The sequence below is a fragment of the Bradyrhizobium elkanii USDA 76 genome, assembly GCF_023278185.1.
Classification (GTDB): Bacteria; Pseudomonadota; Alphaproteobacteria; order Rhizobiales; family Xanthobacteraceae; genus Bradyrhizobium; species Bradyrhizobium elkanii.
The window spans coordinates 6966495-6986239 of sequence record NZ_CP066356.1 but is presented as its reverse complement, the minus strand read 5'-3'; the positions used below and the strand labels follow the sequence as shown (position 1 = coordinate 6986239).

Annotated in this window: 14 protein-coding genes and 1 pseudogene; 12 read left to right on the top strand and 3 right to left on the bottom strand. The window is 58.5% G+C overall.

Features of this window, described 5'->3' with window-relative positions; all coding sequences use genetic code 11:
- Positions 1-198: 198 nt before the first annotated feature.
- From cysD to JEY66_RS33450, 8 genes and pseudogenes are all read left to right on the top strand, one after another.
- Positions 199-1555 (top strand): annotated as a pseudogene (gene cysD, locus JEY66_RS45535) (sulfate adenylyltransferase subunit CysD).
- 91 nt (positions 1556-1646) lie between these two features.
- Positions 1647-2534 carry an adenylyl-sulfate kinase gene (cysC, locus tag JEY66_RS33480; protein WP_016841948.1) on the top strand — a complete coding sequence of 296 codons (888 nt, stop codon included), beginning with the start codon at positions 1647-1649 and terminating at the stop codon, positions 2532-2534.
- 1807 nt (positions 2535-4341) lie between these two features.
- Positions 4342-6753: a 2-aminoethylphosphonate--pyruvate transaminase gene (locus JEY66_RS33475; RefSeq protein WP_016841945.1), complete on the top strand. Its 2412-nt coding sequence runs from the start codon at positions 4342-4344 to the stop codon at positions 6751-6753.
- A 31-nt stretch (positions 6754-6784) separates the two neighbouring features.
- Positions 6785-7843 carry a dhydrorhizobitoxine desaturase gene (gene rtxC / locus JEY66_RS33470; protein WP_016841944.1) on the top strand — a complete coding sequence of 353 codons (1059 nt, stop codon included), beginning with the start codon at positions 6785-6787 and terminating at the stop codon, positions 7841-7843.
- Complete coding sequence (locus tag JEY66_RS33465) at positions 7840-8658, top strand: gamma-glutamyl-gamma-aminobutyrate hydrolase family protein (protein WP_016841943.1); 819 nt, start codon at positions 7840-7842, stop codon at positions 8656-8658. The genes rtxC and JEY66_RS33465 overlap by 4 nt, the downstream gene beginning before the upstream one ends.
- Before the next feature lie 129 nt (positions 8659-8787).
- Positions 8788-9690: a DMT family transporter gene (locus JEY66_RS33460; protein WP_172648453.1), complete on the top strand. Its 903-nt coding sequence runs from the start codon at positions 8788-8790 to the stop codon at positions 9688-9690.
- Positions 9687-10976, top strand: a complete 1290-nt coding sequence (locus JEY66_RS33455) for a hypothetical protein (RefSeq protein ID WP_016841941.1) — start codon at positions 9687-9689, stop codon at positions 10974-10976. Before JEY66_RS33460 ends, JEY66_RS33455 begins: the two co-directional genes overlap by 4 nt.
- Positions 10973-12307 carry a glutamine synthetase family protein gene (locus JEY66_RS33450; RefSeq protein WP_016841940.1) on the top strand — a complete coding sequence of 445 codons (1335 nt, stop codon included), beginning with the start codon at positions 10973-10975 and terminating at the stop codon, positions 12305-12307. The genes JEY66_RS33455 and JEY66_RS33450 overlap by 4 nt, the downstream gene beginning before the upstream one ends.
- Before the next feature lie 379 nt (positions 12308-12686).
- Here the strand turns inward: JEY66_RS33450 and JEY66_RS33445 are convergent, their stop codons facing one another.
- Positions 12687-12860, bottom strand: coding sequence for a hypothetical protein (locus JEY66_RS33445; RefSeq protein ID WP_018270245.1), 174 nt, complete (start codon positions 12858-12860; stop codon positions 12687-12689).
- Positions 12861-13169: 309 nt separating this feature from the next.
- Here JEY66_RS33445 and JEY66_RS45530 point away from each other — a divergent pair, with 309 nt between their 5' ends.
- The 3 genes from JEY66_RS45530 to istB all read left to right on the top strand — a co-directional run bounded on the left by JEY66_RS45530 (position 13170) and on the right by istB (position 16302).
- Positions 13170-13331 carry a sigma factor-like helix-turn-helix DNA-binding protein gene (locus JEY66_RS45530; RefSeq protein ID WP_018270246.1) on the top strand — a complete coding sequence of 54 codons (162 nt, stop codon included), beginning with the start codon at positions 13170-13172 and terminating at the stop codon, positions 13329-13331.
- A gap of 650 nt (positions 13332-13981) precedes the next feature.
- Positions 13982-15496 (top strand): IS21-like element ISBj11 family transposase, encoded by a 1515-nt coding sequence (istA, locus tag JEY66_RS33440; RefSeq protein WP_026191872.1) that lies wholly within the window; start codon positions 13982-13984, stop codon positions 15494-15496.
- Positions 15493-16302 carry an IS21-like element ISBj11 family helper ATPase IstB gene (istB, locus tag JEY66_RS33435; protein ID WP_016842034.1) on the top strand — a complete coding sequence of 270 codons (810 nt, stop codon included), beginning with the start codon at positions 15493-15495 and terminating at the stop codon, positions 16300-16302. The genes istA and istB overlap by 4 nt, the downstream gene beginning before the upstream one ends.
- Positions 16303-16319: 17 nt before the next feature.
- On the opposite strand, the gene JEY66_RS45525 is transcribed toward istB, so the two are convergent.
- Together JEY66_RS45525 and JEY66_RS33425 are read right to left on the bottom strand one after the other, a co-directional pair.
- Positions 16320-16580, bottom strand: a complete 261-nt coding sequence (locus JEY66_RS45525; protein ID WP_035633761.1) for a hypothetical protein — start codon at positions 16578-16580, stop codon at positions 16320-16322.
- A gap of 2014 nt (positions 16581-18594) precedes the next feature.
- Positions 18595-18798, bottom strand: a complete 204-nt coding sequence (locus JEY66_RS33425; protein WP_307724583.1) for a hypothetical protein — start codon at positions 18796-18798, stop codon at positions 18595-18597.
- Between the two features lie 192 nt (positions 18799-18990).
- Here JEY66_RS33425 and JEY66_RS33420 point away from each other — a divergent pair, with 192 nt between their 5' ends.
- Positions 18991-19446, top strand: a complete 456-nt coding sequence (locus JEY66_RS33420; RefSeq protein WP_050999403.1) for a TspO/MBR family protein — start codon at positions 18991-18993, stop codon at positions 19444-19446.
- Positions 19447-19745: the final 299 nt, after the last annotated feature.

The following is a 19745-nucleotide window of genomic DNA, read 5'->3' as shown; positions in this document are numbered from 1 at the left end:
GTCCGCCGGCTCGCGTGTCCAGCCGCGCTTCGATTGGTTGCTGGCAGACGCCGAACGAAGGATGGACGCTATCCGCTGTTTGACCCGGTGGACGCCGATGCGCTATGGCAGGCAGCCGATCGCTGCAACGCCTATCGGGCCTATCGCAAGGCAAACGCGGTACTGAACGAACTAAAGATCCCGCATCGTAGAAGACACATGCTGCCGAAACATCTGCGCCGTCTCGAAGCTGAATCGATCGAAATCATGCGTGACGTGGTCGCCGAGTTCAAAAAGCCGGTCATGCTCTACTCGATCGGAAAAGACTCGAGCGTGATGCTGCATATTGCGATCAAGGCCTTCTATCCCGCAAAGCTCCCGTTTCCCCTGCTTCACGTCGACACGACCTGGAAGTTTCGTGAGATGATCAGCTTCCGGGACGCGACAGCCAAGCGCCTCGGCCTCGACCTGATCGTCCATGTAAACGAGGAGGGCATCGCGCGCGGGATCAATCCGATCGACTCCGGCTCCGCGCTTCATACCCGGGTGATGAAGACCGACGCCCTGAAGCAGGCGCTCGACCTCCACGAATTCGATGCCGCCTTTGGCGGCGCCCGGCGTGATGAGGAGAAGAGCCGCGCAAAAGAACGGATACTCTCCTTCCGTTCGTCCGGGCACGTCTGGGACCCCCGCAATCAGCGGCCGGAGCTCTGGAACCTGTTCAATACGCGGATTCGCCAGGGCGAAACCATGCGCGTTTTTGCGATGTCAAACTGGACTGAGCTCGACGTGTGGGAATACATTATGTGCGAGAAGATCCCGGTCGTCCCGCTCTACTTCGCCAAGCAAAGACCGATCGTGCGTCGAAATGGCGCGACGATCATGATCGACGACAAGCGATTGCCGCTTCGGTCTGGCGAGACGCCACAAATGCGGATGATCCGTTTCCGCACGCTGGGCTGCTATCCGTTGAGCGGGGCTATTGAATCCGACGCGACGAACGATCGAAGACATCGTCGCAGAGATGCAGACGCCCGGCCACGAGCAGTATACTCGCAACATGGCAACGGGCGCCTCAAACGCCCAGCTCGCTATCATCCTCATCGATGCCCGCAAGGGCGTGCTGGTTCAAACCAAGCGCCACTCGTTCATCTGTTCGCTCCTTGGTATCCGCCATCTCGTCCTGGCAGTGAACAAGATCGACCTCGTCCACTACAGCAAAGAGAGCTTTGATCGGATCGTCGCCGACTATGTGGCCTTTGCCAGCGATCTTGGCTTCGAATCGATCGTTCCGATCCCGATCTCTGCCAGGTACGGCGACAATGTCGTCGACCGCTCCGGCAACACTCACTGGTACGATGGTCCCTGCCTGCTCGGCCAGTTGGAGAGTATTGATATCCGGTGCGACAGCTCCGGGCAGGCCTTCCGCTTTCCAGTACAGTGGGTGAACCGGCCGGACCTGGATTTCCGCGGCTACGCCGGGTCCGTGGCTTCGGGAAGCATCTCGGTGGGCGACGACATCGTCGTCGCAGCGTACCTGCGCCGAGGCCGGCGATGCAATCACGATCACCATTGAAGACGAAATCGATATCGGCCGTGGCGATCTCCTGGCACGTCCGACCGAGCGGCCGGAGCTCGCCGACCAATTCGCCGCTCATCTGATCTGGATGGATGAGGACCAGCTCGTTGTCGGGCGCAATTACATTCTGCGCATTGGATCGCAGACCATAGCCGGCAGCATTACCGCGATCAATCATCGGATCGACGTCAATACACGGGAGCACCTGTCAGCCGGGACGCTTGGCCTTAACGAGATCGGCTTTTGCAATATATCAACCACCCGGCCTGCGGCGTTCGATCCTTACGAGGCCAATCGCAAGACCGGATCATTTATCGTCATCGACCGGTATACAAACCGTACGGTCGCGGCCGGGATGATCGCATGTCCACTGCGGCGGGCGACCAACGTCGCTTGGCAACCCGTTGCAGTGGGACGGAAGGAGCGGGCCGACCTCAAGAACCAGAAGCCCTGCATCATTTGGTTCACCGGCCTGTCCGGCGCAGGAAAATCGACGATTGCCAACATCGTCGATCAAAAGCTGTTCGCAATGTCCCGGCATGCCATGCTGCTGGATGGGGACAACCTGCGGCACGGATTAAATGCGGACCTCGGCTTCTCCGAGGTCGACCGCATGGAAAACATTCGGCGCGCCGGGGAGGCTGCCAAGCTGATGGCGGACAGTGGCTTGATCGTAATTTGTTCGTTCATCTCGCCCCACAGGAGCGAACGAGACATGGTGCGCAGTCTGGTCAGCAAGGAGGAGTTTGTCGAAGTCTTTGTCGATACGCCGATCGAAGAATGCGCGCGTCGCGATCCCAAAGGTCTTTATTCAAAGGCGAAGTCCGGTAAGATCAAGAACTTCACCGGCATCGATGCGTCCTATGAAGCGCCGATAAGACCCGAAATTCATCTCAGGACCATGGAGCAGACACCTGAGCAAATGGCCCAGGCCGTGATCGATGTGTTGATGGCTCGCGCAATTCTTGGCCGTTAGTGTTCGTCAAACCTGTCACCTCGCATCGCACCATCGATAGCAGGAGATGCCCCCCACTAACCTGCTGGCCCGGCCACGGCGACTCAGGTTAAGCAAAGGCATCAATCAGACTCAGGCTCCAAAGGAACAAAATGGTTGCGTCCACACGTCGATTGCCCGCTTCTGGTTATGTGCTCGAAATCGACGGTCAATTGAAAACCGAATTCGCAACCAGGGATGGGGCCTTCGCAGGAGCCCAGGAGCTCAAGAAGCGCCGTCCCATGCTCCAGGTCAGAATCTATGACGCCAGGACAAAGGCCAGAGAGGAAGTCCGACTTCCAGTAGCTTGAAGTTTCGCTTGATGCCGTTTCCCGCGCGTCCGACTAGCGTCATGCCTAGGCTCTCGTAACCGAGCTGCCGGCGTCTCGGACATCCAGCTTCGATCTCTCGCGCACGATGAAGAAGGGCAACTCGTTCCTCCGGGTCTAGCCGCATCCGGCGCAATTGTTTGCCAGTACATTGACTTGGGAAGCAGGAGCAGCCTGTCCCGACGCTCGGGCGCTAGGCCTACCCTCCGGCGCGCTGTCTTCAGTTTGGGCCGTATCCCTCACCTGCGCGCGAGCTTCAAAGGGCCGTCTGCGGGGCTGGCTGTGAACATGTCTGCACGAGGCGGGCCGGCAGGGGACAATGCGAAAGCCGCGGGACAGGCTCGCGACGCGGGTCGCCCCCCACACTCAATTCATGCCGGACCGCTCACCTCCTCAATGAGCCTGCAGCTTGCTGGCGTCAGTTCTCGTGGGGAAAAACTCGACCCAAGGCCGCTAACGGCCCCAGCGAGGGGGTAGACGCTAAGGGCGAGGCTATCGCTGGCTCGATTTCCGGCATTTTCGACGCTCTGTCTTGAGCTTGAGCGACACCGGCCTCGAGCCGGACGCCGGATCGAGAGTGCGCTCGACATTTGGCAGATCTAGCAGAGGAGCCAACCGAGCAGAACGGCTCGAAGGAGCTAGCCGTCGAGGTCAAACGCCTCATGACTGCGGGCAGGCTCATCGGTCCGCAAGCCGTTGAGCTGCTCCGCGATCGAGTTGAGCATTCGAGCTCCACGACGGCGCACTCCCCGCGGCGACACTCTGGATCAGCCGTCAACCACGACACGCCCACCGCCGTGATGATGGACTGCGGGACGATCCTGACGTCGAACTATGAAAACTCCGAGCTCGCTTGCCGCAAATCACATCGTTCAGCCGCTCGAGTTGGCTTATCGCTCCTTTTGGAGGTGCACGTCAGAAAAAATTCACACGAGAAGAGTTCGGGAGAGGGTTGAAACGCACCTAACGTCAAGTTGTACGATCTGAAAATGGACGGCAAAGGTCGTCAACGTCCCGAATTCTCCAACGAGTGACAGTATGCGAATGTCCCAAGTCTCAGGCTCACGCAGGATCAGGCTCATCAGCAACGGAACGCATCATGTCCGTCAGGCGCGGATCGATATCCGCACGCGATGGACCCGATGTGCACGTTCGTCCGAACCTCAACGTTCGCCTGAATGCACGGTTTGGCGTAAACCGATCGACGCCTAGCTAGCAATGCGATGGCGCTCAAATCCTTGCATGCATGATGTGGTGGGCTGCTGGCGATGCTTGCCCGCGCCTATGGTGTTTCTCCCAGCAGCAGATGAATCGAGAAAGCCTGCGCCCAAGGGGGTGAGGTCGCATCATCGCGCTTCAGATCCATCGACGAATACGGTTTAAGGGGAATTGGTGTGACTAGACAACGCTCTCTGCTGACGCCTGGTCCATTGTCGCTGTCGCTGGCGGTCAGGAGCCAGATGCTGCTCGACCTCGCATCGCGCGATGGTGAGTTCAAGGAAGTGACCGCCCGCATGAGGCGGCTGATGCTCAATCTGCTGGGAGGTGCCAAGGACTATTCGGTGGTCCCCATTCAGGGGGGCGGGTCCTTTGCAATGGAAGCCGCGCTCTCTTCATTCGTGTCCAGGAACGACAAGCCGCTCGTTTGCATAAACGGCATCTATGGCGAGCGCATTTTCAAGATTCTGCGGCTGTGGGGCGTCGAAGCGCTGAAGCTTGTCAAGCGAGCGACCGAGCCCCTGGACCCCCAGGAAGTTGCCGAGCAGCTGAGCCGAAATCCCGGCGTTACTCACCTATGTCTTGTGCATTGCGAGACAACAACCGGAATCGTCAATCCGCTTGACGCGATCATAGAGGAGGCGAGGCGGCGTGGTGTGAAGACGATCGTCGACGGCATGAGCTCTTTTGGCGCGATTGACATCGACCTAAGCCGTGGTGGACCGGATGTCCTGGTCACATCGAGCAATAAGTGCATCGAAGGGCCGCCAGGAGTAGCTTTTGTCATCGCGTCTCGCGAGCTGCTGGAAAAAGCGGTTCAAGAACCAAGGTCATTTGTGCTCGACGTGAGAGACCAATGGCTCTCGCTCGAGCGTACCGGAGAGTGGCGATCGACCCCACCCACCCACATCGTTCAGGCAACAACGAAGGCTTTGGAGATTCTGGAGGGGGAGGGCATTGATGCCAGGCGCCGCAGGTATGAGAAGGTCAGAGACGATCTCGTCCAAGAACTCGAAGGGGTAGTGTCTCCGCTGCTATCCGCCGAATTGCAGTCTCCGGTCTGCGTCGCGTTCAGCGCGCCGTCCGGAATCGCGGATCAGGCAGGCTTCGATGGGCTATATCGTCACTTGGCGGCCCACAATCTTTATATCTACTCGAAGCTGCATCTTGCGACGCGGAGTTTTCGGGTCGGCTGCATTGGCGAGATCCAGCCCAGTTGGATCGAGCAGTTGGGGTGCGCCTTTCGTACATATTTTCGGTCCGGCCCGGCTTCATCCATGGGGACGCCGTCAACCCGCCAGGCCTGCGAGCGTGGGGTCGAGATGTCATCGTCCTTCGCAAAGGACTCGCAGCTGCCGTTCTCTGCCGAAACTGCTGTTCTGCACGCCGGCTACCGACGCGATCCGGTGACGAAAGCTGTCGCAGTGCCGATCTATCAGAACACGGCTTACGAACTTGATGGCGATCTGAATCACATTGCGGACGTCTATAACGTCAAGGCTGATGGATTCACCTATACGAGGATCATCAACCCGACGACCCGCGCGCTGGAAAAAAGGTATGCCGCGGTCGACATGGGAAGCGACTCGCTCGCCGTCGCATCAGGTCAAGCGGCAACCTTCCTTGCCATCGTCAACCTGTCAAGCGGCGAGGTGGGGGACAATATCGTCGCCTCACCGTATCTCTATGGCAACACGTGGAATCTGCTCCATAACACGCTGAAGCGTCTTGGTATCAGCGTCAGAACGGCAGACCCCCGAAGGCCCGAGACCTTCGAACGTGCCATCGATGATCGCACGATCTGCCTGTTCGGAGAGGTGATTTCAAATCCTTGCCTGATTCCGCTTCCGGTCAAACAGCTGGCTGAGATCGGCCGAAAGCACGGCGTTCCGTTGGTGGTGGATAATACGACGACCCCGCTGGTATGTCGGCCGTCAGATCTCGGTGCTGCGATTACGACCTACTCCGCTACGAAATACATATGCGGCCATGGCACAACGCTGGGCGGTCTGATCGTTGACAACGGCAAGTTCAGCTACCGCGGCGCCTCTCGCTTTCCCTTGTTCAACAGTCCTGACGAGGCGCATGGCGGGATCATCTGGCGCAACGCGCTGCAAGATGTCGACGATCTCGGAAAAAGCGAGGTTCTCTTGAAGGCTCGCATGACCTGGTTGCGCGATACTGGCGCGGCCATTGCCCCCTTTGCGAGCTTTCAGCTGATCCAAGGCCTTGAAACGCTGCCCCTTCGCATGAAGCAGCACTGCGCAAACGCCAGGATCGTGGCCGACGTTCTTAAGGAGCATCCAAAAGTGCGCCGCGTCTTCTACCCGGGGCTGTTCGAGGGAGCCGATCGGGAAACTGTCGACCAGACACTCAATCCCGCATACGGACACGGCGCGATGGTCATGTTCGAAGTTGAGGACGAGCAGGCCGGGCGGAAATTCATCCAGAATGTCGACCTGATGTATCACGTCTCGAATGTCGGGGACGCCCGTACGCTCGTAACGCATCCTGTTTCGACCACCCACACCACTGTTCCGCGGGAGAAGCGCGAAGCCGCCGGCATATTTGGCGGCTCGATCCGACTTTGCGTGGGCATCGAAGATGTCGACGACATCGTGCGCGATCTGGACAGGGCGCTTTCCGCAATCTGACAACTTGTAAGGCGATCAGGAGGAGGTTCTCATGAATCAGGCAGACGCTTGGAAACTGAGGTCGTCTCGTTATGAGGCTGTTCAGTTCAGCCGGGAGATCAATAAGCAATTGTCCGAGCTGAGGCCGGACAATGTGATGGGAGCGATCTACATCGCCAAGGATTACGCTGTAATTGCCGCTTGCACGCTCGCGACGCTCTGCGTCTCCTGGTGGCTGTACCCGCTCGCCGTTCTTCTGATCGGTGCCTACCAGCGCGGCCTGACGACGATCGCTCATGATGCGGCTCACCGTACGCTCGCGAAGAACACGACCTGGAACTACGTCCTCGGCATTCTGTTCGCGGCCTATCCCCTGTTCCAGCGCCACTGGGCCTACCGGATCTCGCACGTCTATCTGCATCATCCGTATCTCGGCGACCCGGAGAAGGATCCCGACCTGAAGTTCTTCATGGCCAATGGTGTTTACGACGTCCAGCCTCCCAAGCGGTACGCCTTCAATATCATCTGGAAGCCGATATTTGGTGGCGCGACACTGGCCTACCTGAAGTATCTCTGGACCAACCGGTTTTCGATCACAGATTCCGAGGACCAGAGCCGGTCAAGCATACTTGTCGACAAGTATGGCTTTTACCTCTTCTGGATCGGCATCCTGGCCGGATCATACGCTCTTGGGCTGCTCCACATCGTGATCCTGTTTTGGATCGTCCCCTATCTCACAACGTTTCAGGTTCTTGGCTGGTTTGTCGAGCTCGCCGAGCACTCGCCGATGTGCGAGAGCGAAACGAAGAACGTCTATCTAACCAGGAATCGGAAAGGCAATTTCCTGGAGCGGGCGATCCTTGGACAAAACCTGGACGAGTATCACCTCGAGCATCACCTCTCGCCGGGTATCCCATTCTGGCTGTTGCACAAGGCCCAGAAGATCCGGATGCAGGATCCGGGTTACGCAAAGGTTGCCGCGAGCTGGGGAGGGCTCTTCGTCAAGGGGCCGCAAGGTCAACCCAGTGTCATAACTCAGTTGAAGGAGCGAAATCGACGCTTGTATGAGCAATCGCTTGCTGATGCCCATGCGAAGGGGCACGTGGCGTGACATTGCAACGCTCAGACAACGCTCGCGCCGTGGTCGGCGTCACCTCGAACCGTCTTTTGGTCGATGGTGTGCATCGCGACTGGCTACGGCAAAAATACCTCAAGGCCCTCCTTCATCATGCGGGCGTGGCATGCGTCATATTGCCGACGATCGACGCGGAAGATGTGAGGCTAGAGGTCGGCCTGGCGATCATGGGCGCGCTCGACGGTCTGGTTTTGACAGGGGATGAATCGAATATTGACCCTGCCGTCTTGAAGGCACCTGCATCACTTCCGCCGGCTGACCAACAGGACGTTGATGGTGGAATTCGTGACCGCCCGCGGGATAGGCTCTCTGCGGTAGCCATTGGGAGCGCCATCGCGCTCGGAATGCCGATCTTGGGCATCTGCCGCGGGCTTCAGGAGCTCAACGTCTATTTTGGCGGCACTCTCCATCCATCGCTTGCTGAGTGGAGACTGGGAAGTGGCCTGATGCATGCCGAGAAACCAGATCGTCCAAGAGACCGTCAGTACGATGCCGCGCACAGCGTGAGGATATCTCCTGATGGTGCGCTCTTTCCGATCGTGCGCGCCATCGAAGCGCAAGTGAACTCCCTGCATAATCAAGGCATCGAGCTGCTTGCCGCCGCACTGAGGCGCGAGGCATGGGCGCCTGACGGACTGGTCGAAGCGGCTTCGGTCATCGGCGCGCCGACGTTGCAAATCGGTGTGCAATGGCACCCCGAATGGCACGCCTCAACTGATCTCCTGAGCCAGCGACTGTTCACGGCTTTTGGAGAGGCGTGTGTTGCGTACTACCAAACAAAGAAACATTAGAGGCGGATTGTGACGTTTCAAACCAAGCGCGGTCCGCCCAGGTCGAAAGGTGAGTCTTCCGGAACTGGTGGACAAGCGTGGTCCGGGGGGCGGGCCGCGCCGCCCCGCCCGCAGAGGACGGGTGGGCGATTGACAAGACGCTTCGCTCTGGGAGTTCTCTTTGTAGCGCTCTATGTCGTCCTGAGCGCGGCAGGCGAAGTTTATGCGGCATCGTATTTTCAGCGGGCGGATGCGTTCGTCGCTCTCCTCGTGTCCTTTGCCGCGGTCTGTCTGACATTTAATCTGCTGGCAGGTCACGAGAGAGAAACGGCACGGGTTGCGAAGTCGGCGCTCCTGGTGTTCGTGTCGCTCAATGTCGTGACCGCGATCAGTTGGATCGGGTTGTTTATCGGCCTGAAATACACCGAACCGGCGATCGTCGTCGCGTTCATGGTGGCGCTAGGACCCGCTGCGACGGTGTGGTTAAACGCGCTGATCAGGCGCCAGGGCGTTCCTCCAGCATCCGATATCGTCGTGAGCGTGACGATCGCGGCAGTTGGAAGTTACATGATATGGATCTCGGCAACCGGCAACGCTGGCGTGGAGTGGGGAGCTCGATCGTCCTTCGGCATCGTCTTGGCAATCGTGGCCGGCCTATCGCTCGCTCTTACAAATATACTCGTCAAGCTGCTATTCGACCGCGGATTTTCGGGTCGACAGGTGTTGGCGCATCGTTTTTACGGAACGATCCTTTTGCTGCTGGGACTGGTCGACCATTCCTCCATCGTGCTCGAGATCTCGCAACATTGGCTTGCGATCGCAACGATTGGGCTATCCACGATCATCGTTCCATTGCTCTTGTTCCAGGAGGGTATTCGCCGCGTCGAGCCCTTCACGGTCAACATGGTCCTGTCCACCGCTCCTGTCATCACGTTTCTGTTCCAGTACTTCGATTCTCGTATCGTGCCTTCGCCGCATACGTTCGTTGGAAATGTTCTCATCACGGCTGTTGCCGTCGGCAACGTCTGTTTGCAGTACCGGAGGTCCGCATGAACGAGCGAAACTGTGTAATCGTCGACGCATATTCGACCGGCCGCTTCTTGCCGGAAGAGTTCAAGCGGTATGGAATTTCAACAGTGCATGTGATGTCGGCTGCACAGATTCCGTCGATCTTTCAATCGCATTTCAATGCTAATCTGTATGATGAAGTCATTCGCCCGCCCGAGCGCATGGGGTACGACGAGATCGTTGAATATCATCTTCGGGCTCTCCAGGGCAGGGAGCTGGAGTTCGTCATAGCGGGGTGCGAGACAGGAGTTGAGCTGGCCGATTCGATCTCGGAGCGGCTGGGCTTGCCTTCAAATGGCACCGCCCTTTCGGCCGCCCGACGGGACAAATCGCGCCTGTCTGAAGCGTTGGCCTCAGCAGGCGTGCGATCGATCAGACAAGTGGTGTCCGACAATGCTGAAGTGATCGCAAGATGGAAGCGTCAAGAGACCTTCGATGAGCTTGTGATCAAGCCGCTGAACAGCACAGGCACGGAGGACGTGTTCTTTTGCTCGACGGATGCCGATATTCAGCGCGCTGTAACCGCGATCGTCGGTAAGACGAACCGTGTCGGAACGCTCAATCAATTGGCGCTTGGACAGGAGAAAATCAACGGCCAGCAATATACCGTAAATGCCGTCTCGATCGACGGCGAGACCTTCGTCACGGAGGCCTGGACCTATGACACTGTTCCTATTGAGGGCGCGTCTTCGGTCTGCTCACTCGAGCGGTTATTGGGAGGTAAGGAGCCAATCGTTCTTGAACTATCCGACTACCTTGAACGTGCGCTGCGGGCGCTTCGGATCACCGACGGACCTGCTCATGCCGAGATCATCGTCGATGATCGGGGACCGGTTCTGGTCGACTTCGGAGCGAGGCTGCAAGGAACCATGTCGGCAAAAGCCAGGACGATGGCGTTGGGCCATAACCATTTGACGCTCACCGCGTGGCGTTACGCAGATCCCAAAGGCTTTGCTGGGTATATGAGGCGACGCGGGGTTTACAAGCGGCAGGCTCATGCACTGTGCGTCTCGCTGATCTCCGACATGGGCGGTGTTGTTGCCGGCTATCCCGGACTCGATGCGATCGGCAAGCTGCCGAGCTTCGCGGATGCCATTGCGTTCGTTCCGATAGGGCAAAACCTGGTTCCGACGATCGACTTGGCGTCGACGCCAGGCATTGTGTATCTCGTGAACAACGACCTGATACAGCTTGAGGAAGATTATCGCCAACTGCGTGCGATGCGGATGGACCAGGTGTTCGATTTGGTGCCGCAGGAAGCGAACCAATGACCGGCATCTGCGACAGTTGCACGAATTCAGCCGCTGCGGCGATGATCGGTGTGAGCGACTTCGATGGCATCCTTCGAGGCAAACACGTCCTGGGTGAAGATCTTTCCGTCGGGAATAAGGTCATCAAGTTCTCTGAAGCGGTGCTCGCGTGGGATTGTTCGGACCGCGTCATTCCGGCGGGCTTCACGCAAGAGCCGCAGTCAGTATTTGGGGACGCCGATCTGCGCGTTCTGTCCGGCACCGGCCGTTCGGTGTCTTATGCCGGCGATCAATATCTCTATCTGGCTGAGTTTGCGGGCGCACATGAGAGCGTCTGCCCGCGCGGTATTCTGCGTAAAGTCCTGCAAAGGGTTGCCGACCGCGGATACAGCTGCAGCGCCGGGTTCGAGTTTGAGTTTATGCTGTTCAAGGAGAACGCCGACATAATTGAAGACAAGCCGTTCGGCCAATGGGCTCCTTTGACGCGGGGCCCATTCGGCTACTCGATTGCGCGGTCTGTCGCGCACAGGGAGCTGTTCGGTGAGATCCTGGCGCTTTGTGAGAAGTCCAGAATCCCTCTCAGCGGGCTGCACTTTGAAACGGGACCAGGCGTGATTGAAGCGTCACTTCGTCATTGTGATGCCCTGGAAGCCGCCGATCGAGCAATCATATTCAAGTCGATGATAAAGGCCTGGGCGCAGACGCGCGGCATGATGGCTACATTCATGGCCAAGGTTTCAGAGAATTGGCCGGGCCAGTCCGGCCATATTCACGTCTCGATGTCCGCAGATGGTCAGAATGTGTTTTACGATAGTGAGGCGTTTCGCAACGTCTCGAAGCTCATGAGGCAATTCATCGGCGGACAATTGAAATACATGAATGATTTCTGTGTGCTCGCTGTGCCGAATTTCAATAGCTACAAGAGATTGGTACCTGGTTGTTGGGCACCAATCTATCCGAGCTGGGGAATCGACAACCGATCCTGCGCGGTACGCGTCATTCCGGGAGACCCGTCTGCACATCGTCTCGAATACAGGCTGCCCGGTGCAGACCTGAACCCATATCTTGCCCTCGCATGTGCCATCGGTTCCGGCATATTGGGTATCGAGACAAACGCGGCGCTCCCGGCTTCGATCGTCGGTGATGCAAGCGCGGAGGCCTGCCTTCCGTCTGGGAGGCTGCCTCAAAGCTTGGCAGAGGCAACATATCGGTTTGCACAGTCTCCGGCAGCCAATGATGTCTTCGGTGAAAGGTTTGTTGAAGCGTTTTCTTGCTCCCGCCGTTGGGAATGGGAGGCCGTTCAACATCGGGTCACAGACTTTGAACGCCGGCGGTATTTCGAGATCATTTAGCCAGCTTGAGCTGTACAGACCGGCGCCTTCCAAGCATCAACTGATCGGCCGGTTTCAATAAGTCATCCATGCTCTCATTTAGCAGCAGGCGGACGAGCGCTCCAATTGGTGAGTTGCTCCTCCTCCTTGGAGGGAAGGCTCCCGCGTCTTGCGGCCGATGAAGGCGTCCGGCCTGGCACTCTAAGTAATTCCGCAGCCCGCGAGATCAGCTCACAAACGCGCCCTACGTAATCTTGGAAAGCCTCATGGTGCACGCGCGAAGCGCGATCGGTGTCGGCCATGGCCGCGCTTATTGCTTCGGCAGCGGGCGCGCGCTCGGTCTCCCAGCCGACAGCGTGACGCAGACAATGCGCCGATGCATCCTATGTTGTTAAGGGAACTAAGGCTTTGTTGCTCTTATCGTCCGCTCGACCTCATCGGTCAGTGTCCGATGATGAGCTGCCAGCTTGGCGAATAGCTCTTTCTTAGTCGGACTGGTCGCCAGCTTGCTGATTAGCTCACACTCTTCCGCCTCGATCCGAAGTTTTTCCAAGCGCGCCTGCATGTTCTTCATGGAAGGCCTCCCCGCAAGAGGCGGGGATCATCTCATGGGGAACCTGACGGGAACAAGCTATGACAACAGACGGCGACCGATGGAAAAGATGGGCTGAGCACATCCCGTTCGTCTAATCCGAACTAGGACACGCCAAGAATCAAATCAGGACACGGGGCCTGGATACGGATAGCGCTCTACTCGTGCTCGTTGTGGCAAGGACACGCCCTGCGACAGATTAGAGCCCGGTGAAAAACCGGACAGACAGGCTAGCCAATATCTGCGATCCTCTCCGACATTTCAGGACGGAACAATTTTGGGGAGTTTCCAATGCCCGCGTGGTCCGCAGCGGACGAACAGCGACTACTGCAATTGGTTCGAGAAACAGGCCTCACGCAGCGCGAGATCGCTCAGAAGCTCGGGCGGACTGAGGCAGCGGTGAGCGGGCGATTGATCCTTATTAGGAAGCGCGCCGCGGAGAGGGCGGATTAACCCCAAGTGCGGAGCCAATTTTTGTAAGGATTCAACGCAACGCCGCCCGCTTAAAATACATGCGAGCGGCGCTTGCTCTAGCCCCAGGAAGGTTGTTGGCAAAATCCTGATACGTACACTTTGGCACAAAATGCAAATCGCGCGCATACCTAAGAATGGTTAACGCGTCCGTAAGAATACGGGAAAAAGTGGCAAAGCTCGGTTCCCTTGCTCGGCCCGCCTCTTGTGCGCCAATTAGCATACGCTCACAGAGAGCCAGCTCATCCTGCGAACACGGTCAGGCTCGACCATATCGACCAGGTGGCGTGAGGCTTTCTCAGCTTCGCTGCAAATCGTTCGTCGTTCCCCGTCGTCGGCCTTCTTCTCATCCAATAAGGCGATCCTTTGGCTTAACGTCGACTCGGCCTCGGCGGGTAATCCCCTTGCTGGGTACGCCGCAGGCTCGTGGATCATTTGCCGCGCGGCGAACAGGATGGAAGTGGAGCGTCGACCATGATGAGAGGGCTACGCCGGGCTCGTGACGCAGGGAGGGCGTAGCCCGACCGGAGTTACGAGCCCGGCGTCGGCGCGATCCACAGCGGACCGCGCCGACTGGTGATCGCGGCCGGCTGGTTATGCAAGTGGTTCTTCCGCCAAGAGGAATCACTCGCGTGCCAGGCCGACACATTACCGATCACCAAATGAGGCTCTACATGAAGTACCGTCAGACCGATAGCCCGCCCGTGGCCGCCGCCAAGGCGTCGTTCAGCACCTCGACCGCTTACCGGATCGAGCAGGATCGACGCCTTCCGTCGCAGAAGAAGGCTCCCCGCGGCCGTCGCCGGCCAGATCCCTTGGCCCGCGTGTTCGAGACAGAGATCGTGCCGATGCTGAAGGCCGCCCCCGGTGTGCGGCCGGTCACGATCTTCGAGGAGTTGCTCCGACGCCATCCTGAGCTCGGCGCCGGCATCCGTCGCACGCTGGAGCGCCGGATCCGGGCCTGGCGGGCGATCCACGGCGAGGAGCAGGAGGTCATCTTCCGGCAGACCCACGAACCCGGTCAGCGCGGCCTGTCCGACTTCACCGACATGGGCGAATTGGGTGTCACGATCGCGGGCGTGCCGCTCGACCATCGTCTCTATCACTTCCGGCTGGCCTATTCCGGGTTTGAGCACGCCCACGTCGTGCTCGGCGGTGAGAGCTTCATCGCTCTGGCCGAAGGCCTGCAGAATGCCTTGTGGTCACTCGGTGGAGCGCCACGGGAGCATCGCACCGACAGCCTGTCGGCCGCCTTTTGCAATCTCGACCGCGACGCCAAAGACGATCTGACGCGGCGATACGAAGACCTCTGTGCCCATTACGGCATGCGCCCCTCCCGCAACAATCGTGGCATCGCCCACGAGAACGGGGCGATCGAGAGTTCGCATGGCCATCTCAAGCGGGCGGTCGGCGACGCGCTGTTGCTGCGTGGCACCGCCGACTTCGACGATCTCGCTGCCTATCGTGGCTTCATCGATGAGATCGTCAGCCGCCGCAATGCCCGCAACGCCAAGCGGATCGACAGCGAACGTACCGCACTTCAGGATCTGCCGGACCGCCGCACGTCGGACTATGAAGAGGTGATCGTCCACGTGACATCGTCCGGCGGCTTCACCTTGCGCAAGGTGTTCTACACGGTGCCGTCGCGCTTGATCGGCCATCGGCTGCGGGTGCGCCTGTATGACGATCACCTCGACGTGTTTGTCGGCGGCACGCATCTCCTCACCTTGCCGCGCGGGCGGCCGCATCCCAATGGCAAGCACGATCAGGTCGTCGATTATCGGCACGTGATCCATTCCTTGCGGCGCAAGCCGATGGCGCTCCTCAACCTGGTCTACCGCGACCAGCTGTTCCCCCGGGAAGCTTACCGCCGAGCCTTCGACGTCTTGCGCAAACGCTTACCGGACAAGAAGGCCTGCCGGATCATGGTCGATCTCCTCGCACTCGCCCATGAGCGCGGTTGCGAGGCCGAACTCGCCGATCAGCTCACGGCCGACCTGAACGACGGCCGGCTGCCCGACCTCAACCGGCTACGTACTCACTTCGCCCCGGATCCCGCCCAGATGCCGAACGTCGTGGTGCGCCTCGCACCGCTCGCCACCTATGAATGCCTCATCGGTACTGCCGAGATCGGAGGTGCCGCATGAGCACAACCAACGTAGTCGACACCGCGCGCCTCAATCTGTTGCTCAACGAGCTGCGGCTGCCCGCCATCAAGGTGCTGTGGCCGCAATTTGCCGAGCAGTCCGATAAGGAAGGCTGGCCGGCGGCGCGCTTCCTCGCCACCATTGCAGAGCACGAGATCGCTGAACGCAGCCGTCGCCGCATCGAGCGCCATCTCGTCGAGGCGCGGCTGCCCACCGGAAAGACCTTTGACAGCTTCGACTTCGAAGCCGTACCGATGATCTCCAAGGCGCAAATGACCGCGCTCGCCGCCGGCGACGGCTGGTTGAACAAGGGCGCCAATCTGCTGCTGTTTGGCCCGCCCGGTGGCGGCAAGAGTCACCTGGCAGCAGCAATCGGCTTGGCCCTCATCGAGAACGGATGGCGCGTCCTCTTCACCCGCACCACCGATCTCGTGCAGAAGCTCCAGGTGGCGCGCCGCGAACTCAACCTCGAGGGTGCCATCAACCGCCTCGATCGCTTCGATCTCGTTATCCTTGACGATCTTGCCTATGTCACCAAGGACCAGGCCGAGACCAGTGTGCTGTTCGAGCTCATCAGCGCACGCTACGAGCGACGCTCCTTGCTGATCACCGCCAATCAGCCCTTTGGAGAATGGAACAAGGTCTTTCCGGACCCAGCTATGACCCTCGCGGCGATCGATCGCCTTGTTCACCACGCCACCATCGTCGAGATGAACGTCGAGAGCTATCGCAGGCGGACTGCCCTCGAGCGAAAGCGTGGTCCAGGGCGGCCACCGGAGCACGCGACACAAAAAACGCTCGCTTGATTGACGCTCCGCGACAATCAAAGCAAACAAAACTCTTGCGCGCGACAATCATCGCGGCGATCATCATCGCGCCGCGACACTGACTCGCCATCCTGATCGCCGCGCTCTTCCGACCCAGATCGTCGCGCTATAATCATTCCCGTTGCGAGCGCGTGAGCAGCTTGGGGTTTTCCTTGTAACCCGACGAACTCCAGGTTTTCGATGCCAAAGTCGGTGAACGCCTGAACGCCATCTTCGCCGACGCCATAGACCCAGATCAAGCCGTCCTCGATCTGCATTTCGATGGCAATGTCGCTAACCCAGTCTTCGTCTTCACCAAGAGGCCTTCGCCGGTGAGATATACTTCGTCAAACGATAGGCAGCTTCACCGGCACCCACAATACAGTTTCACACCCATTCGTGAGGACCGGCACACGGCTCATCAAGCTGCTTGAGGCCAAAAGAAGAGGCCGTCAAGCGGCCTGCGTTGGTTCTACATGAATAGGGCAATAGCCATGATTGCGATGGGGCTCAGCCCGAGCGCCACGATGAGCGCACTAAAAGGTATATCACTGCCCATGACACAACCCTCGCGATTAAGGTTGAAATCCTATGCCCGGATGCTGGGTGGCCGCTAGTGCAATTTGTGCCACGGCAATTTCAAGACACGAAGCTTCTCCGGAGCGATAAGTGCTCGATGCAGCCGTGAGGCGCCGGAACTAAGTCGAAGTCTCGACTTGCGTCAGCGCCGAACCCCCTGGAGAGCGGCCAGCCTTTACCTTCGATATCGGGATTGAGCGAAATCCCTCGCCGGGATCAAAACGCCCGTCAGTGCCCCAAGGATCGCTCGGCGGATAGCAGTTGCCGATCCGCCTTGGCTAGATCCCTTGCTCCGATTGGCGAAAACGAACGCAAAAGGGCGGTACCGGTCGGAAGCAGATTGAGCGTCGGCTCGGAGCAGCAATGAAGAGGTCGCTAGGAATGATGCTCGCGCGTTGAGCGTTGGTCGTCGCTCATAAGAAGAGCGGCATCGGCGGATGAACGTGCCCCGGCTCTTGCTCCCAAAAGGGCTGGGGCGCATTCTGGCTCGTTGACAAGCGCTTTTCCATTACGTGGGCTAGAGCGCCCTGTTGATCTATCGAAAGATGGGTTAAAGGGTTTGTGAAGCTTTCGTCCTCGATGCTGCGGGCGTTTTTCGGGCTACTATGGGTTCACTAGCCAAGGTGATGACGAGGCAAAAAGGCGGGCTAATATCTGAATGTCCACGAGTTCATCGAGCGTTGGACTGACCATCGGCCAGTCGTTCGTATGAAACGCGGGTCCGAGTGAGCTAGCCAGCCGGAGGCCTGATTGGACTGGCCTTCCGTCCTTGGCGACGGCAATCCCATTTCCTGAGTTCACTTTCATGCGTAGCCGTTCGCTCGAACTCGTGCGCGCGCTGGATACTCGGCAACCATTTTCATCGGATGGCTCCGCAAACACCAAGTCCAGCGGGTGCTGTCTCTTACCTGTCGCCCTGGCTCTGCAAGATTTGCTTCATGAACTCAGCGCGCTCCTTTGTAAGTTTCTCAGCTCGATCATCATTCTGTAGCAGTGCTGGACCCTTGCGTTCTCGATCGTAGACCATCCAGCCCGTCCTTCCCATTCGAACAAGGAATCTGGATTGCGTAGGGTGTTCGGCGTAATTCACTGGCGCCCCCAATAGGCAGGTGCAATCCCACAATTGGGCTTTCCGCCAGCTAAGCGGTCATTGAACTATGTGAATTTTGGCAATCGACTTTAGACGAATAGGTTTACCAGGCACATTTCCATTAGGACCGTTGCTGTGGACGGGAAGAGCAGCAATTTTTCCGCCAAGGTTAGACTGAGAAACTTGGCTCCGAGCCGTACCGCGGCTTCGCTGCGGTTCATCTCAGCGGCACGGTCGACAGCGTAGCGGCCGATGATCTTTTGCAGAGCGCCGTAGCCCTCGACAAGAATGGCCCACGCAAAGCCAGCCCAAAGTACAAATGCCGTTTGCGCTAGCCCTAAACCGACACGGAATCTAGGCGGCTTCGAACGCTGGCGCGAGGGTATCTCGCTCAACCTATCACCCTACAACGGCTGCAACAACACCGCGAGCTGCTGGTTCGTGGCGAGCGGCTCTCCTCGAACGGCCCGCTCACATTGGGCTTCTCCACGCCTTGGTCAATATCGTCGGAACGGTTGCACACCTCGTTGCTGCACTACACTGCAAGTCGCGCGGGTCTCGTCAGATGCGAATGGTTTTCACGGAGCCAGCCCAGCCGCCGCAGAACGGACAATTGGAGTTGATCATGCCGCAAGCAGACGCTTGTAGCGGCGATAAGCGTCGATCGCATTGTTCGCAAGCATGAGCTGCCGATGCTCTCCAGCCCGCACCATGTCATCGATATTTCTGAGAAGAAAGCGGCTCACATCGCCAGGATCTGTGATCTCGCCGGAGCGTTCGAGCAAGTCCCAGGCGATCTGGATCGACCTCTCCACGAGGACTGGCAACGATTCACTCATACGAGACAAAACAGACGTCGATATCGATGGTTCCTGTTGTAAATGCCGGCGGATCGCGGCTCCAGCCGGACAACATAGCTTACCGTCGGGCAAGACGCCGCGAGGGGCGCCTCAGGACTATTGGCCCGCCGATGTCTGGACTGCCTATTCCCGCCTCTGCTGAACGTGCAATATTGGATCATGAAAGCACGAAATCGAAGTCTGCTCATCTTTCTTGTTGCCGTCGTGGGTATTGGTTGGCTAATTGGCGCAACCAACTTGCCTGGTGCATGGTATGCCGCACTGCAGAAGCCGACATTCAATCCTCCGAATTGGGTGTTCGCGCCAACTTGGACAATTCTGTATGTGATGATCGCAATCGCGGGCTGGCGCACCTACCTGCAGGAGGTCAATGGCCTGGCCTTGCAGGTTTGGCTCGGACAGATGGCGCTTAATTTTCTTTGGTCTCCTATTGTTTTCCGCTTGCACAACTTGGCCATGGGGCTCTCGGTCATCATTCTGCTGCTGGGCCTGATTCTGTTATTTATAGGCCTGCAATGGCGGGCCAATCGGCTTGCTGCGCTCTTATTTATCCCGTATGCGGGCTGGGTAGCGTTTGCATCGCTTTTAAACTTTGCTTTGTACCGCCTTAATTGAATTCCTGATGGACCTGCTAAACGCGAGTTAAGAGCCGCCGGCGGGCGGGCTCGGCGCTTTGAGCGATCCAGCCCGGCACCCGGCACGCCCGGTTGGGGGCGACGGCTTCGAAATTTTTCGGGTCCCTCTTGAAACCAAAATCCGCTTTGCTTTTTTGTCGCCTTCAAAGGATGGCGTCGAGGCTTGGTCAGGTGAGACGGGCACCGGTCCTGCCCGCTGCCGCTCGTAACCATCGTGCTCTTTGGAGGATTTGGCTTGCGCAGTCACAACTTTTCGTCTCTCCGGCGCTCGACCATCGG

Excerpts from the sequence above, each read along its gene's own strand:
- JEY66_RS33450 (WP_016841940.1), top strand. The coding sequence starts at position 10,973 with ATGACCGGCATCTGCGACAGTTGCACGAATTCAGCCGCTGCGGCGATG.
- rtxC (WP_016841944.1), top strand. The coding sequence starts at position 6,785 with ATGAATCAGGCAGACGCTTGGAAACTGAGGTCGTCTCGTTATGAGGCT.
- JEY66_RS45530 (WP_018270246.1), top strand. The coding sequence starts at position 13,170 with ATGCCCGCGTGGTCCGCAGCGGACGAACAGCGACTACTGCAATTGGTT.
- cysC (WP_016841948.1), top strand. The coding sequence starts at position 1,647 with ATGGATGAGGACCAGCTCGTTGTCGGGCGCAATTACATTCTGCGCATT.
- JEY66_RS33445 (WP_018270245.1), bottom strand. The coding sequence starts at position 12,860 with ATGAAGAACATGCAGGCGCGCTTGGAAAAACTTCGGATCGAGGCGGAA.
- JEY66_RS33420 (WP_050999403.1), top strand. The coding sequence starts at position 18,991 with ATGAAAGCACGAAATCGAAGTCTGCTCATCTTTCTTGTTGCCGTCGTG.
- JEY66_RS33455 (WP_016841941.1), top strand. The coding sequence starts at position 9,687 with ATGAACGAGCGAAACTGTGTAATCGTCGACGCATATTCGACCGGCCGC.
- JEY66_RS45525 (WP_035633761.1), bottom strand. The coding sequence starts at position 16,580 with ATGCAGATCGAGGACGGCTTGATCTGGGTCTATGGCGTCGGCGAAGAT.
- istB (WP_016842034.1), top strand. The coding sequence starts at position 15,493 with ATGAGCACAACCAACGTAGTCGACACCGCGCGCCTCAATCTGTTGCTC.
- JEY66_RS33475 (WP_016841945.1), top strand. The coding sequence starts at position 4,342 with ATGCTGCTCGACCTCGCATCGCGCGATGGTGAGTTCAAGGAAGTGACC.